The following is a 13,053-nucleotide window of genomic DNA, read 5'->3' as shown; positions in this document are numbered from 1 at the left end:
GAGGACTGGAGCGGGTAGCGGGAATCGAACCCGCATAGCCAGCTTGGAAGGCTGGTGCTTTACCACTAAGCTATACCCGCGTCGCGCACTCGCATTGCCACGCCGTCCTCCCGCCCGTCAACCTCTGGCCTGCCAGGCTTTGGTCAGTCTCTCCAGTAGCTGTCCATCCGGGCAGCCTTGCCCTGTGCGCCTGCAGCGGCTATTGTTATATAGTATAACCTAATCCGGAGAGCGCCGTGCCCGATACCGCCAACACTGCCCTTGTCCTTCCGGCGCTCGAGCGACTGCTGCGTCCGCGCTCGGTTGCGGTGGTCGGCGCTTCGGACAAGCCGGGCGCGCTCGGCACCACGCTGCTCTCCAATCTCGATGCCAATGGCTTTGCCGGGGCGGTTTATCCGATCAACCCCAAACGCGAGACCCTGGGCGGCCGCACCTGCCTGCCCGGGATCGAGGCGCTGCCCGAGGGCGTCGATGCTGCCGTCCTTGCGATTCCCCGCGCGGGGGTGCTCGATGCGGTAAAGGCGCTGGCCGCGCGCAAGGTTGGCGGTGTGGTCATCTTCGCGGCGGGCTTTGCCGAGGGCGGGCCGGAAGGCCTTGCCGAACAGCGCGAGATCGCGCGCATTGCCCACGAGGCCGGCATGGTCGTCGAAGGCCCCAACTGCCTCGGCCTCGTCAACTACGTCGACCGCATCCCGCTCACTTTCGTCGAGACCGACGCACGGCCCCCGGCGGGCAAGCGCGCGATCGGGGTCGTCTCGCAATCGGGCGCGATGGCCGCCGTGCTCGGCACCATGCTCCTCGCGCGCGATTGCGGCGTGTCCTACTCGGTCTCGACCGGTAACGAGGCGGCGAGCGGTGTCGAGGACTATGTCGATTGGCTGATTGATCAGGATGATACGCAAGTCATCGCGATGATCGTCGAGCAATTTCGCAAGCCGGAGCGCTTCCTTGCCGCTGCCGCGCGGGCGGCGGCTGCGGGCAAGCCGATCGTCCTGCTCCACCCCGGCACCTCCAGCGCCGCGCGCGAATCCGCCGCGACGCACACCGGCGCCATGGCGGGCGACTATGCCCTGATGCGCGCCAAGGTGACCCGCGCCGGGGTGATCATGGCCGAAACGCTGGAAGAACTGGGCGACATCGCCGAGATCGCGCTGCGCTGCCCGGCACTGCCTGCGGGGCACACGGCGGTGCTGGGCGAATCGGGCGCGTTCAAGGCGCTCACGCTCGATCTGGCCGAATCGCTCGGCCTCCCGCTTGCGCCGCTGCACGATGCGGATTCGCCCGCCCTGCGCGCTGCGCTGCCGCCGTTCGTGCCGGTCAGCAACCCGCTCGATATCACCGCACAGGGCCTTTCCGAACCGGCGATCTACACCCGCTGCCTCGAAGCCCTGCTGGATGATCCGCGCGTCGGCACCGTGCTCGCGGGGATCATCCAGGCTGAGGCGGTGACTTGTGCCATCAAGTTCCCGCCGATCCTTGCTGCTGCCACTGCGAAGACCCTCACCAAGCCGCTGATCTTCGCCGGGCTCGACGAAGGGGCCGCCGTTCCGCCCGAGCGGATCGCTTCGCTGCGCGCCGCCGGCATTCCGTGGTTCCCCACCACCGAGCGCGCGCTGCGGGCGATCACCCGCCTCACGCAGTTTTCTTCGCGCGATACCACCACCACAACGCAGGCGCCGCTACCCGTGCCCGGCCTTGCCGATCACGCCGGCGTCATCCCCGAATATCAGGCCAAGGCGCTGCTCGGCCCACTCGGCATTCCCTTCCCGGCGGGGGCGTTTGCGGCAAGTGCCGATGCCGCCGTCGCCGCTGCCGAAGCGATCGGCTATCCCGTCGCGATGAAGGCGCAGGCCGCCGCGCTCAGCCACAAGAGCGATGCGGGCGGTGTGATCCTGAACTTGGCCGATGCCGCCGCGGTGCGCACCGCGTGGGACAAGATGCACGCCAGCGTCGCCGCCTATTCCGCCGCGATCACGCTCGATGGCGTGCTGATCGAGGGCATGGGCGCGCGCGGGGTGGAAATGATCGTCGGCGCGAAGAACGATCCCGAATGGGGTCCGGTCCTCCTCGCCGGTTTTGGCGGTGTCACCGCCGAAATCCTTGGCGACGTGCGCCTGCTCGCCGCAGACATGACGGCGGAGGCGGTCGAGGCCGAACTGATGAAGCTCAAGAGCGCGGCGATCCTGGCAGGCTATCGCGGCGCCCCGGCGCTCGATGTCCCCGCGCTCGCGCAGCTGATCGTCACGCTTGGCCGCGTGCTGCGCGCCGAACCGTCGATCCGAGAAGTCGATCTCAACCCGGTGATCCTGCATGCCAAGGGCCAGGGCGTCGTCGCGCTCGATGCGCTGATGCTGGTGAAAGGCTGAAGAACCCCTCCGTCAGCCCTTCGGGCTGCCACCTCCCCGTTTGTGCTTCGCAAAAACAGGGAGGATCTTCTTATTCCTCCGCATTTTCCCCTGAGCTTGTCGAAGGGGCAAATTGGGAGGGGGACCGCCCGCGCAGCGGGTGGTGGAGGGGTGAAACCCTCAATGCACCCGCACTGCCATCCCCTCGGCGCGCCGCAGCACATCCTCCGCCGCCGCATCCCTCGGCCGAAGCCGTAGCGATTCCTCCGCTGCCGTGCGCGCGCCTGCCGCATCGCCTGAAGCCAGCAGCGCCGCCGCAACATCGCGCCGCACCGGATACCAGAACGCGGGCGGGTCGGAGAACTGCATGAAATCCTTGGTTTCCTCGATATCCGCCGCCGCTGTGAATGCCGTCACGGCATCCTTGTAGCGCCCTTCTGCCATGGCGATGCGGCCTTCCAGCACGCCGCGCGTGATGCCCAGCATCTGCTCGGGCGCGCGGTGGTCGCGGTCTATCTTGCCCTCCGCCACTTGCGCCGGGATCGCCGCCAGCTCCGCCTTGGCCCCCGCAAGATCGCGCAGCCAGACCATCGCCTCGCCGCGCGCATAGTGCCGCGCCGCCTTGAGGTAGGGTAGTTTCGGCTCGGCCAGCGCCAGCACCGCCGCCGGATCATCGAAGCGCGCCATCGCGAAGTATCCCGCTGCGGCCAGCATCTGCGAAAATGGCTCCGCCTTCTCGCGCTCGGCGGACCGTTCGACCAGTGGCCGTGCCAGATTGAGCGCGGTGCGCGCGTCACCTGCCATCATCGCCCCGCCTAGCCCGAAGATCACGTTGTGCGCGTGATAGGGCAGATCCCACACGCCCTTGGGCTCGGGCAGGCCCAGCCGCTTGGCATTGGCCTTGCCGATCTCCACCGCGCGCCAGTTCGTATCGGCGGCATCCTGATAGCGGCCCACCCAGAAGAACGTGTGGCTCGGCATATGGACCAGATGGCTGGCATTGGGCGCCAGGTCCGCCAGCTTGTCGGCATAGCGCTCGGCCTTGGCCGGCTCGCCGGAAACTTCAGTGGCGTGGATATAGAAATGGATCGCCGGGGTATGCTCTGGCGCGCGCTTCAGCACCTGCTCCAGCAGCGTGATAGCTGCATCGATGGCACCGTGGTCGAAATCCTCGGCGTCCTCCACGAACGAGGACACCATCAGCGCATCCGCCGTCAGCACCGCGATCTCGTTGTCCGCCGGGTAGCGCGCGGCCACGTGTCGCATCGCTGCGGCGTAGGCCACATCGCGTGCGTGGACGTTCTTGTCCGGCAGATAGCGCAGGATCAGTGCGTCGATCAGATCCCGCTCGCGCGCGGTGCCATTCTTCGCCGCCAGCGCCTTGGCCTTGCGCACCATCACGAGCAGCGGCGCGCGCTCCTTGGCGTCGCTGCCATAGTTGATCGTGGGGCCTGAAACGAGCGCCTCGCCCCACAGGCACATCGCGCAGCCCGGATCGAGCCGCACCGCCTCGCCCATCGCGGCGATCGCTGCCTTGTGCGCAAAGGCTGCGCCCAGTTCCAACCCGTTGGAAAAGAACGCCTGCGCCGCCGGGACCGTGGTGCTGATCGTAAAGCCGCCGTTGCCATAGCCGGTGAGCAGCGTCGGCACTTTGGGTACGGTGTTGTCGTCATGCGAGGCATGGTCCGCATGATCGCCCCCATGATCGCCCCCATGATCGCCATGCCCCGGCTGGGCCGCCTTGGCCGCGCCCTCGGCAGTCTGCGCCTCGCTCAGCGGCTTGCCGGTGGAGGGCGCCGGCATGTCGTGCCCAGACACGTCATGACTGCCCATATCGTGGCCCGCTTGCGCGAGCGCCGGTCCAGCCAGTCCCAGCAGAACCGCACTGACGATCGAATGGAATACGGCCTTGTTCAAAGACTTGCCCCCCTTGCCAGCATCAAGGCTGGCACGGGCGGCCCAGTCTGGCAATCTTTAGCGCTGCGGTGCGGCGGTCTTTTCCGCTTCGGCAATTGCGGCGCGGGTGATCGGCTCCATGATCGCATAGCCCTTGGCATTGGGGTGGATGCCATCGGGCGCAACGTCGGGGTTCATGCCGCCTTCGGCGTTGACCAGCGAGCCATAATAGTCGGCATAGACCGCGCCCCGCACCCGCGCGAGTTCATGCAGCCAGCCATTGAGCGCGACAACTTGCCCGGCCGGGGCCAGCGCGGGTTTCCATGGGAACTTCGCGGCGGGCAGGATGCTTGCCAGCACCACGCCGATCCCGTTGGCGCGCGCGATGTCGACCATCGCCATCACGTGGTTCTTGTACATCTCCGGGCTGTTGGGTCCGGTATTGCCTGCCAGATCGTTGGTGCCGATCATGATGTGCACCACGCGCGGGCGCAGCCGCACCACATCCTGATAGAACCGCACGAGGATCTGCGGGCTCGTCTGGCCGCTTATCCCGCGCCCCACCGCACCCCCGGCAAACAGCTTCGGCGCAAGCGGCACCCACCCTTCGGTGATCGAATCGCCGATGAACACCACACGCGGCGGCGCGGCCACCTGCTTTTCCGCCTCGGCGTACTTGCATTCCCAGGCCCAGTCGTTGGCCTTCACATAAGGGTGGCCGAACCACAGGCCGGTCTGATCAGGGCAAGGCTTGTCCAGCATCCCGTCGCCCGGCGCAGTGACGGGCGGGGAGGGGGGCGGGAAGCTCGGCGCCGCTGCCGTCTGGGCCAGTGCGGGCGCGGCCCAGATCGCCAGCGCTGCCGCCATGCCCCGCCGCATCAGATGATCCCCACGGCCTTGCCCGCACGTTCGAACATGCCGGTGATGATCCCCACCTGTTCGGCAGTATGTTCGGCGCAGAGCGAGCAGCGCAGCAGGGTCATCCCCGCAGGCGTTGCGGGCGGGCGGGCCAGGTTTACATAGAGCCCCTCGTGCAGCAGGGCTTCCCACATCATCGCCCCGCGCTCGAGGTCGGGCATGATCACCGCGATGATCGCGCTCTGCGGCTCCGCCGTGCCCAGCTTGAAGCCCAGGTCCGTCAGCGCCTTGTGCAAGGTGCGCGAGTTTTCCCACAAGTGCGCGCGCTTGTTGCCTGCGTGCATCAGCTTGCGGATCGAGGTCGCCGCGGTCGCCACCACGCTCGGCGGCAGGCTCGCGGTGAAGACATAGGGGCGGCAAACCAGCCGCATGATCTCGAACTTAGGATGGTTCGAAACGCAGAAGCCGCCCACCGTGCCGACCGATTTGGAGAATGTGCCGATCACGAAATCCACCTGATCCAGCACGCCCTGATCCTCGGCCACGCCGCGTCCGTTCGGTCCGATAAAGCCCATCGAATGGGCCTCGTCCACCAGCACCATCGCGCCGTTTTCCTTGGCGATGCGGATCATTTCCTTGAGCGGCGCGATATCGCCCAGCATCGAATAGACGCCTTCGAGGATCACCAGCTTGCCCGCGCCTTCGGGAATGCGCTTCAGGCGCTTTTCCATCGCTTCGATATCGTTGTGCTTGAAGGGCACGACTTCGGCGTCGCCCATCTTGCAGCCGTCCCAGATGGAGGCGTGGCTATCGATATCGAGCACGATGTAATCGCCCTTGCCCGCGATCGTGCTGATGATGCCGAGGTTGGCCTGATAGCCGGTCGAGAAGACCATGGCATGGTCCATGCCGTAGAATTCCTTGAGCGCCTCTTCCACCGCGCGGTGGCCTGCATACGTGCCGTTGAGCACGCGGCTGCCGGTGGTGCCCGCGCCGAAATCGTCGAGCGCCTGCTTGCCCGCCGCGATCACGTCGGGGTCGAAGGTCATGCCCATGTAGTTGTAGGTGCCGAGCAGGATCGTCTCACGCCCGCTGCAGATTGCCGTCGTGGGCGAAAGCACCTTCTCCATCACGAGGCTGAACGGATCGGTCACGCCCGTCGCCAGCAGCGAACGGCGCGTCTCGATCAGCGGGTCGAACTTCGAGAAGAGGTCGGTGGTCGGCATCTCAGGAGGGGTCATGTCGTTCATGGCTTCAGCCCTGCATCGTGGTCACGGCATCGATCAGCTGACCATAGGTTTCGATCTCGGCCTGCTGGTTCATGCTGATGATGATGTCGAATTCGTCCTCGATGGCGGCCACGAAATCCATGACCGTGAGGCTGTCCCATTCGAGATCCCCGGCAAACGAGGTGGTTTCGGTGATCGGAACCGCGTTCTTGTTGAACGGTTCGATCACTTCGGCAATGCGGGCGGCGATAGCGGCGCGATCCATGGTATGTGTTCTCCGGCTTTGAGGCGCCCTTGCCCCAAGAATGCGGCTGAAAAGCGGCCAGCTGCGCCGCTTGTCAAGCGCGGCTGGCTTTTCGTGCATCGAGATCATGCCCCAGATCAAAGTCCGACGACGTTCCGGCTAGCCCTTGCTGTCCTTGCGCCGCGTGGCCAGCGCCCGGCGAAGATCGCGCGCGCCATGGAATACTGCCAGCACGGTAACCGCGGCGGTGTCGGCTTCGTAGACTACGATATAGGGCAGCCCGGTGATGGAGTATTCCCGCGTTCCTGGCAGTCGACCGGGATGGCCAAGCGCCGGAAACGCAAGCAACAGTTCTGTCGCCGCCACGATAGCACGATAGACTGCTTCCGCTGCGCGCCGGTCGTCAAGCGCGACGTATTCGACAATATCTTCCAGATCATTCGCTGCCGGTTCGGCAAAGACGAGGCGCACCTATTGGTTCCAGCCTTGCCTTGCGGCAATGCGTGAATAAACGGCATCAGCCGGAACAACCTGACCGTCGCGGGCCGCAGCTATGCCTGCCTCGATCCGCTCGATCTGCCAGGCGTTGCGCTCAAGATACTGCTCAAGGGCCAGACCGACGAGATAGTTGCGCGAGCGGTCCATTGCGGCGGCAAGTGCATCGATCCGCGCAACCATTTCCTTGCTGGTCCTGACGGTGATCGGCTCTGTTGATGCCATCTGAAACCTCCTGCAATCAGGTGTAATCATATCATGGGTCTGGCCTCTGGATAAGCCCCTAAACCAGCGCCTTCACCGCCATCATGAACGGCCCGATCGATACCGGTTTGGCGAGATAGCCTTCCGCCCCCGCCTCGCGGATGCGTTCCTCGTCGCCCTTGCCGGCGTAGGCAGTTACCGCCAGCACCGGGATGGGCCTCAGGCCAGGATCGCCCTTGAGGGCCTCGATCAGCTCGAGGCCCGAAATGTTGGGCAGCTGGATATCCATGATGATCAGGTTGGGCACGAATTCGCGTGCGCGAACAAGCACATCGCGCCCGTCTGCCAGCGGCTCCACCGCAAAGCCGCCTGCCTTCAGCACATCGCAGAACAGCTTACGGTTGAGGTCGTTGTCCTCGACAACCAGTATTCTTTTTGCCACTGAGCCCCATTATCCTCATACCACCCCAGACACCTGCCTAGTCACCCCGGAAGGCCCTGACAATCGCCCGCGCATCCGCCTCCCTGCCCGATCCTGCCGCCACGGCGCTGCAGGCGCTTGGCTGGGTGCTCGGTGATGCTGGCCGTGCGGAGCGTTTTCTGTCCCTCACCGGTCTGACGCCTGACGAGCTGCGGACCGGTCTCGGCGATCCGGCGGTGCAGAGCGCGGTGCTCGAATTCCTCTGCGGGCATGAGGCGGATCTGATTGCAGCGGCAGATGCGCTGGGCCTCGCCCCGGCCACGCTCGCCGCCACCCGGGAGAGATTGTGATGAGTAAGCCGCTGGTGATCAGCGATTGCGATGAAGTGCTGCTGCACATGGTCGCGCCATATCGCGATTGGTTGGGCGAGCAGCATGGTATCGATTTCGTGATGGAGGACAGCGATTTCGGCAAGGCCATGCGCTACGCCGGAACGGGTGATCCCGTCCCCGGGCCGGAAATCTGGCGCCTGCTCGGCCTGTTCTTCGATACCGAGATGCACCGCCAGCAGGCGATCTCGGGCGCGGTCGAGGGAATCAACGCGCTCGCCCGGCATGCCGATGTGGTGATCCTCACCAACCTCAACGACGATCGCCGCGATGCCCGCGCCCGCCAGCTCATGGATGTCGGCATCAACGCGCGCGTCTTCACCAATCAGGGGCCGAAGGGGCCTGCGCTCAAGGCCATTCTCGATGAATACCAGCCCAGCCGCGCGGTGTTCATCGATGATCTGCCGCAGCACCACGGCTCGGTCATGGAGATTGCCCCCCATGTCGGCCGCCTGCATTTGTGCGGCGAACCGATGATCGCGCGCCACATCGATTGCGCGCATGTCAAGGGCCACGCCCATGCCCGTATCGACCAGTGGGAGCACGCGCTGCCCTGGCTTATGGATCGTATCCACGGAGTGAACGACGATGACTGAGAACCCCGCCACACGGCTTGCCGAACTCGGCCTCACCCTGCCTGCTCCGGCAGCACCGGTCGCCGCCTATGTCCCCACGGTAGAGGCCGGCGGCTTTCTCTATGTCTCGGGGCAGGTCTCGTTCGTCGATGGCGCGCTGGTCAAGGGCAAGCTGGGCGCGGATCTCTCGGTCGAGCAGGGCTTTGCCGCCGCGCAGGGCTGCGGGTTGATGTTGCTCGCCCAGGCCCAGGCCGCGCTCGGCTCGCTGGACCGGGTCGCCCGCGTCGTGAAGCTCGGTGCGTTCGTGGCCTGCACCCCCGATTTCACCGATCAGCCCAAGGTCGCCAACGGCGCCTCGGAACTCATGGTCGCGGTGTTCGGCGAAACCGGCAAGCATAGTCGCAGCGCCGTCGGCGTGCCTTCGCTCCCCCTCGGCTGCGCAGTGGAAATCGATGCTGTATTTGCTCTCCATCCTGCTTGATCGCCTGCTGGCGCCGCCCCCGCAGGCCGATAAGGTGGCCTGGCTCAAGGGCGTGACCTATGCGCACCGGGGGCTCCACGGCCCCGGGCTTCCCGAGAATGCGCTTTCGGCCTTCGCCGCTGCGATCGAGGCCGGGCTCGGCATCGAATGCGATGTGCAGCGCAGCAGCGACGGGCAGGCCATGGTCTTCCACGATTGGGAGCTGGACCGGCTGACCGCCGAGACCGGTCTCGTGATCGAACGCAGCGCGGCCAAGCTGGGCCAGATCCGCATCATCGGCAATGATGCGGATACGATCCCGTCCCTGCGCGAACTGCTCGATCTCGTCGCGGGCCGCGTGCCCTTGCTGATCGAGGTCAAGACGCGGCCTTCTACGCGCATTCCCGCGATCTGCCTCGCGGTGCGTCGCATGCTCGAAGGCTATCGCGGCCCGGTTGCGGTGATGAGCTTCGATCCGCGCGTCTCGCGTTGGTTCGCGCGGCATTCCAGCCACATCGTCCGCGGTATCGTGATGATGGAAGAAGGCAATCGCACACTTTTCGCGCGCACCCGCCGCCACATCACACTCTGGCGCGCGCAGCCCGATTTCCTCGCCTACGACATTACCGACATGCCCAGCCGCTTTGCCGGCGCGCAGCGCCGCCGGGGCTTCCCCGTGCTCACGTGGACGGTCAACACGCCCGGCCTGATGGAGCGCGCTCTCAAGCACGGCGATGGTCCGATTGCGGAAGGAGCAGGGCTGGCAAAGGCCGCCCGCCCGTGAGCGTGACCGCGCGCGTCCACCACGCTGTCGGCGAGATTCCCGCCGCCGAGTGGGACGCGCTGGCCGGTGCCGGCAACCCCTTCACCAGCCACGCCTTCCTCACACTGCTCGAGGAATCGGGCAGTGTCGGCGGGCGCAGCGGCTGGTCGCCGCTTCCGCTGGTGATCGAGGATGCCGCCGGAATCGCCGCCGCCGCGCTGCCCGCATATCTCAAGGGCCATAGCCAGGGCGAATATGTCTTCGATCACAACTGGGCCGATGCCTGGCACCGTGCGGGCGGGCAGTATTACCCCAAGCTCCAGATCAGCGTGCCCTTCACCCCCGCCACCGGACCGCGCCTGCTGACGGGCGATCATCCGGCCCTTGGGCTGCCCCTGCTGCGCGTTGCCGAGCAGATCTGCGCGCAGAACCAGCTTTCCTCCGCCCACGCCACTTTCATCGAGCCTGCGCAGCTGCCGCTGTTCGAGGAAGCGGGCTGGCTCCTGCGCACCGATACGCAGTTTCATTGGGACAACCAGGGCTACGCCAGCTTCGACGATTTCCTGGGCCAGCTCTCCTCGGAAAAGCGCAAGAACCTGCGCAAGGAGCGCGCCAAGGCGCAGGACGGGGTGGAGATTCGCCAGCTCACCGGCGAGGCTATTTGCCCCGAGCACTGGGACGCGTTCTGGGTGTTCTATCAGGATACCGGCGCACGCAAATGGGGCCACCCCTACCTCACGCGTGAGGCCTTCACCCTGATGGGTGAGCGCATGGCCGACCGCATCTTGCTGGTCATGGCCTTCATCGGCGATCAACCGGTGGCCGGCGCGCTCAACTTCATCGGCTCGGAAGCGCTCTACGGGCGCTACTGGGGGGCCGTGGTCGACAAGCCCTTCCTGCATTTCGAGCTGTGCTACTATCAGGCAATCGACGCCGCGATCGCACTGGGCCTCAAGCGGGTGGAGGCGGGCGCGCAAGGCCAGCACAAGCTGGCGCGGGGCTACAAACCGGTGCCGACCTGGTCGGCGCACTACATCACGGACCCCAATTTCCGCAGTGCCATCGCCGATTTCCTCGAACGCGAACGTCGCGGCGTGGCGCAGGAACAGATGTGGCTGGGCGAGAGGACGCCGTTCAAGAAGGGGTAGGGCGGCAGTTCCTCTCCATTTTCGCGAAGTGCAAATGGGGAGGGGGACCGCCCGAAGGGTGGTGGAGGGGTAAAAAGGCGCTGGCTCGCGCCTTCACTGGAGAACGTACGGAAAGTCAGTTCGAACGTTTGAAGGCTATCTTGCAGCAAGCCTTCGCAGCTCCAGCCGATACCTACGTTACGCTGACCGCCGATGATATCATTGCGCGCTACAAGCGGACTGTGGCGACACCGAGTTCACAATCCAAACCGAGCTCGCTTCCAGACGATACTTAGGCCGCGCGGCTGTCGGTCCGCATCATGCGCAGCCACTCGCGGGCGCGGCGCTGGGCTTCGGCGATCTCGCGCGCGGTCATGTCGTCCGAAACCTCGGCGCGGCAGTTCGCCGCTTCCTCGTGCCCGCCCACTGCGGCCAGGTTGAACCACTTGTGCGCCTCGATCAGGTCGCATGGCGCGCCGTGGCTGCCGGTTGAATAGGCGACGCCAAGGTCGAACAGCGCATCCATGTCGCCTGCCGCCGCAGCAGCAAGGCAGATCGCGACGAGCGTATCGGTGGCATTGCTGTCGCTGCCTGCGAGGGCGGCGGCGGCGGAAGCTTCGGTTTCGGAAACCAGCTTGATCCATGTCTGTGCCATAAACGTTTCCCCTGTCCCCCCGAACCGTGATGACGCTTGGCCGGGCAGGGACAAAGTCAACAATCTTGGTCAACAATTGGTTAACGTCGAAGAAAAGGCGGCATTTGTCCGGGTTGGGTACAACTTGGCATTGCCCCTTAGGAAAACCTTGTGCGGATTCCGCCACTTGCTTATAGGCCCGCCAAACCGGGAGCCACAGGTGTCCTTCCGCGGGCGTCGCGGCGGCCGGGGGTCGCAAGAGCATGAGCTTGGAGGGCCGGATGGCTGGGGTTTTGAGTGACGAGATCGACGTTCTGGCCAAAGCGCGTCGGGCTATGCCCGGCGATTATATTCCTTCCGATGATGAGCCCTACATGGGTGAGGCGCAGCAGGACTATTTCCGCCGCCTGCTGCTCGAATGGAAGAAATCGATTCTCTCGGCATCGGCCGGCACGCTCACCGCGCTGCAGGATGGCCCGATCCGCGAGCCCGACCTCAACGACCGCGCTTCGAGCGAGACCGAATGGGGCATCGAACTGCGCACGCGCGATCGCCAGCGCAAGTTGATCGCCAAGATCGATTCCGCAATGCGCCGGATCGATGAAGGTGAATATGGTTATTGCGAAGTCACGGGCGAACCCATCGGGCTGGGCCGTTTGATCGCCCGTCCGATCGCCACGATGACCGTTGAAGCGCAGGAAGCACATGAACGGCGTGAGAAAATCTCGCGCGATATGTAGGATCGGCAGCGTTAAACGCTCTGTCCGGAGAGTGTCCCGCTCCGGCACAGCCTAAGCAAAAACACGTTAACGCCGCGCCGATTTAAGATTCCGTTAGCCAGCCTCGCTTAGCAATCCGCGAGAAAGTTTTGCGACTTTCCTCGTGGCGTGCAGTGCGGCTCATCGCGCTGATCGTTGGGGCCTTCTTTGGCAGATGAGACGGAAACCGGGCGTGACTGAACTCGATCATCGGCAAGTAGGGCGTGACAGCCTGTTTCTCATGGCAGACGTGCGTCTGGCCGGGGCGGGCGACGAGCACCGCGTCAAGGTCCGCAACCTTTCGGGCGGGGGGATGATGGCCGAAGGCCATGTAAAGGTCACCCGCGGCGCCAAGCTTGAAATCAATCTGCGCAACATCGGCTGGGTCGAAGGCGTCGTCGCCTGGATTCAGGAAAACCGCTTCGGCATCGCCTTCGTCGAGGACATCGATCCCAAGCTCGCGCGCGAACCGATCGTCACCAGGTCCGACGAGACGCCGCGCTTCGTCAAGCCGGTGCTCGCGATGGTTGACCCGACCCGCCTGCGCAAGATCTGATCAAACGCAAAAATTTCTGCTGATTCTCGCGGTCATGCGGCCCTTCCGGCGCTGACCGCTGCGGCCTTGCGTGCTAGCACGGCTCCTGATGGTGCGTGC

At 65.2% G+C, this 13,053-nt stretch carries 16 protein-coding genes and 1 tRNA gene; 8 read left to right on the top strand and 9 right to left on the bottom strand.

Annotated features, from left to right (window positions below; genetic code table 11):
- Window positions 1-6: 6 nt before the first annotated feature.
- Window positions 7-80, bottom strand: a tRNA-Gly gene (locus ACODS2_RS08250).
- Window positions 81-236: 156 nt separating this feature from the next.
- On the opposite strand from ACODS2_RS08250, the gene ACODS2_RS08245 reads away from it, so the two are divergent.
- Complete coding sequence (locus ACODS2_RS08245) at window positions 237-2,366, top strand: acetate--CoA ligase family protein (RefSeq protein ID WP_488998378.1); 2,130 nt, start codon at window positions 237-239, stop codon at window positions 2,364-2,366.
- Between the two features lie 159 nt (window positions 2,367-2,525).
- Here the strand turns inward: ACODS2_RS08245 and ACODS2_RS08240 are convergent, their stop codons facing one another.
- The 7 genes from ACODS2_RS08240 to ACODS2_RS08210 all read right to left on the bottom strand — a co-directional run bounded on the left by ACODS2_RS08240 (window position 2,526) and on the right by ACODS2_RS08210 (window position 7,713).
- Complete coding sequence (locus ACODS2_RS08240; RefSeq protein ID WP_488998377.1) at window positions 2,526-4,262, bottom strand: hypothetical protein; 1,737 nt, start codon at window positions 4,260-4,262, stop codon at window positions 2,526-2,528.
- A 57-nt stretch (window positions 4,263-4,319) separates the two neighbouring features.
- The gene (locus ACODS2_RS08235; protein ID WP_488998376.1) at window positions 4,320-5,120 is read right to left on the bottom strand and encodes a GDSL-type esterase/lipase family protein; all 801 of its coding nucleotides are present in this window, start codon (window positions 5,118-5,120) and stop codon (window positions 4,320-4,322) included.
- Window positions 5,120-6,349: a serine palmitoyltransferase gene (gene spt / locus ACODS2_RS08230; RefSeq protein ID WP_298165785.1), complete on the bottom strand. Its 1,230-nt coding sequence runs from the start codon at window positions 6,347-6,349 to the stop codon at window positions 5,120-5,122. Before spt ends, ACODS2_RS08235 begins: the two co-directional genes overlap by 1 nt.
- Before the next feature lie 4 nt (window positions 6,350-6,353).
- Complete coding sequence (locus tag ACODS2_RS08225; protein ID WP_298165783.1) at window positions 6,354-6,593, bottom strand: acyl carrier protein; 240 nt, start codon at window positions 6,591-6,593, stop codon at window positions 6,354-6,356.
- 138 nt (window positions 6,594-6,731) lie between these two features.
- Entirely contained in the window at window positions 6,732-7,043 is a 312-nt protein-coding gene (locus ACODS2_RS08220) for a type II toxin-antitoxin system RelE/ParE family toxin (RefSeq protein ID WP_488998375.1), read from the bottom strand.
- Window positions 7,044-7,292, bottom strand: a complete 249-nt coding sequence (locus ACODS2_RS08215) for a CopG family ribbon-helix-helix protein (RefSeq protein ID WP_488998374.1) — start codon at window positions 7,290-7,292, stop codon at window positions 7,044-7,046.
- A gap of 58 nt (window positions 7,293-7,350) precedes the next feature.
- A complete protein-coding gene (locus ACODS2_RS08210) occupies window positions 7,351-7,713 on the bottom strand; it encodes a response regulator (RefSeq protein WP_421836867.1) in 363 nt (120 codons plus the stop codon).
- Between the two features lie 56 nt (window positions 7,714-7,769).
- Here ACODS2_RS08210 and ACODS2_RS08205 point away from each other — a divergent pair, with 56 nt between their 5' ends.
- From ACODS2_RS08205 to ACODS2_RS08185, 5 genes are read left to right on the top strand one after another with little or no spacing between them, the layout of a single operon-like run.
- On the top strand, window positions 7,770-8,042 hold the full coding sequence (locus tag ACODS2_RS08205) for a DUF3572 family protein (protein WP_366886088.1): 273 nt from the start codon (window positions 7,770-7,772) through the stop codon (window positions 8,040-8,042).
- Window positions 8,042-8,677, top strand: a complete 636-nt coding sequence (locus ACODS2_RS08200; RefSeq protein WP_298165775.1) for an HAD family hydrolase — start codon at window positions 8,042-8,044, stop codon at window positions 8,675-8,677. Before ACODS2_RS08205 ends, ACODS2_RS08200 begins: the two co-directional genes overlap by 1 nt.
- Window positions 8,670-9,137: a RidA family protein gene (locus tag ACODS2_RS08195; protein ID WP_488998373.1), complete on the top strand. Its 468-nt coding sequence runs from the start codon at window positions 8,670-8,672 to the stop codon at window positions 9,135-9,137. Before ACODS2_RS08200 ends, ACODS2_RS08195 begins: the two co-directional genes overlap by 8 nt.
- Window positions 9,109-9,900, top strand: a complete 792-nt coding sequence (locus ACODS2_RS08190; protein ID WP_488998372.1) for a glycerophosphodiester phosphodiesterase family protein — start codon at window positions 9,109-9,111, stop codon at window positions 9,898-9,900. The genes ACODS2_RS08195 and ACODS2_RS08190 overlap by 29 nt, the downstream gene beginning before the upstream one ends.
- Complete coding sequence (locus tag ACODS2_RS08185) at window positions 9,897-11,027, top strand: GNAT family N-acetyltransferase (RefSeq protein WP_488998371.1); 1,131 nt, start codon at window positions 9,897-9,899, stop codon at window positions 11,025-11,027. The genes ACODS2_RS08190 and ACODS2_RS08185 overlap by 4 nt, the downstream gene beginning before the upstream one ends.
- A gap of 271 nt (window positions 11,028-11,298) precedes the next feature.
- Here ACODS2_RS08185 and ACODS2_RS08180 read toward each other — a convergent pair whose 3' ends face one another.
- Window positions 11,299-11,661 (bottom strand): SEL1-like repeat protein, encoded by a 363-nt coding sequence (locus ACODS2_RS08180; protein WP_488998370.1) that lies wholly within the window; start codon window positions 11,659-11,661, stop codon window positions 11,299-11,301.
- 260 nt (window positions 11,662-11,921) lie between these two features.
- On the opposite strand from ACODS2_RS08180, the gene dksA reads away from it, so the two are divergent.
- The gene (dksA, locus tag ACODS2_RS08175; protein ID WP_298165765.1) at window positions 11,922-12,380 is read left to right on the top strand and encodes an RNA polymerase-binding protein DksA; all 459 of its coding nucleotides are present in this window, start codon (window positions 11,922-11,924) and stop codon (window positions 12,378-12,380) included.
- Window positions 12,381-12,591: 211 nt separating this feature from the next.
- The gene (locus ACODS2_RS08170; RefSeq protein ID WP_298165763.1) at window positions 12,592-12,954 is read left to right on the top strand and encodes a PilZ domain-containing protein; all 363 of its coding nucleotides are present in this window, start codon (window positions 12,592-12,594) and stop codon (window positions 12,952-12,954) included.
- Window positions 12,955-13,053 lie beyond the last annotated feature (99 nt).

The sequence above is a fragment of the Novosphingobium sp. FG137 genome (genome assembly GCF_057809735.1).
This window is presented reverse-complemented; position numbering and strand designations above follow the sequence as displayed.

What these genes read in the sequence shown, in the direction of transcription:
- ACODS2_RS08190 (WP_488998372.1), top strand. Translation starts at nt 9,109, where the DNA reads ATGCTGTATTTGCTCTCCATCCTGCTTGATCGCCTGCTGGCGCCGCCC.
- ACODS2_RS08200 (WP_298165775.1), top strand. Translation starts at nt 8,042, where the DNA reads ATGAGTAAGCCGCTGGTGATCAGCGATTGCGATGAAGTGCTGCTGCAC.
- spt (WP_298165785.1), bottom strand. Translation starts at nt 6,349, where the DNA reads ATGAACGACATGACCCCTCCTGAGATGCCGACCACCGACCTCTTCTCG.
- ACODS2_RS08235 (WP_488998376.1), bottom strand. Translation starts at nt 5,120, where the DNA reads ATGCGGCGGGGCATGGCGGCAGCGCTGGCGATCTGGGCCGCGCCCGCA.
- ACODS2_RS08180 (WP_488998370.1), bottom strand. Translation starts at nt 11,661, where the DNA reads ATGGCACAGACATGGATCAAGCTGGTTTCCGAAACCGAAGCTTCCGCC.
- ACODS2_RS08225 (WP_298165783.1), bottom strand. Translation starts at nt 6,593, where the DNA reads ATGGATCGCGCCGCTATCGCCGCCCGCATTGCCGAAGTGATCGAACCG.
- dksA (WP_298165765.1), top strand. Translation starts at nt 11,922, where the DNA reads ATGGCTGGGGTTTTGAGTGACGAGATCGACGTTCTGGCCAAAGCGCGT.
- ACODS2_RS08215 (WP_488998374.1), bottom strand. Translation starts at nt 7,292, where the DNA reads ATGGCATCAACAGAGCCGATCACCGTCAGGACCAGCAAGGAAATGGTT.
- ACODS2_RS08195 (WP_488998373.1), top strand. Translation starts at nt 8,670, where the DNA reads ATGACTGAGAACCCCGCCACACGGCTTGCCGAACTCGGCCTCACCCTG.